This is a genomic window from Pseudomonas cichorii (genome assembly GCF_015471405.1).
In the GTDB taxonomy this organism is placed as follows: domain Bacteria; phylum Pseudomonadota; class Gammaproteobacteria; order Pseudomonadales; family Pseudomonadaceae; genus Aquipseudomonas; species Aquipseudomonas serbiensis.
In genome coordinates this window covers 1-770 of the sequence record NZ_BLVZ01000043.1, presented here as the reverse complement: position 1 = coordinate 770, position 770 = coordinate 1, and the positions used below count along the sequence as shown (strand labels likewise).

1 rRNA gene is annotated in these 770 nt (G+C 51.7%); it reads right to left on the bottom strand.

Annotated elements, in window-relative coordinates:
• A 23S ribosomal RNA gene (locus JL015_RS27550) occupies nucleotides 1–770 on the bottom strand; the annotation flags it as partial.

Sequence of the window (770 nt, the reverse complement as noted above, 5' to 3'; positions counted from 1 at the left end):
ATGGTTTGAGCCCCGTTACATCTTCCGCGCAGGCCGACTCGACTAGTGAGCTATTACGCTTTCTTTAAAGGGTGGCTGCTTCTAAGCCAACCTCCTAGCTGTCTAAGCCTTCCCACATCGTTTCCCACTTAACCATGACTTTGGGACCTTAGCTGACGGTCTGGGTTGTTTCCCTTTTCACGACGGACGTTAGCACCCGCCGTGTGTCTCCCATGCTCGGCACTTGTAGGTATTCGGAGTTTGCATCGGTTTGGTAAGTCGGGATGACCCCCTAGCCGAAACAGTGCTCTACCCCCTACAGTGATACATGAGGCGCTACCTAAATAGCTTTCGAGGAGAACCAGCTATCTCCGAGCTTGATTAGCCTTTCACTCCGATCCACAGGTCATCCGCTAACTTTTCAACGGTAGTCGGTTCGGTCCTCCAGTCAGTGTTACCTAACCTTCAACCTGCCCATGGATAGATCGCCCGGTTTCGGGTCTATACCCAGCGACTAAACGCCCTATTAAGACTCGCTTTCGCTACGCCTCCCCTATTCGGTTAAGCTTGCCACTGAATATAAGTCGCTGACCCATTATACAAAAGGTACGCAGTCACCCAACAAAGTGGGCTCCCACTGCTTGTACGCATACGGTTTCAGGATCTATTTCACTCCCCTCTCCGGGGTTCTTTTCGCCTTTCCCTCACGGTACTGGTTCACTATCGGTCAGTCAGTAGTATTTAGCCTTGGAGGATGGTCCCCCCATATTCAGACAAGGTTTCTCGTGCCC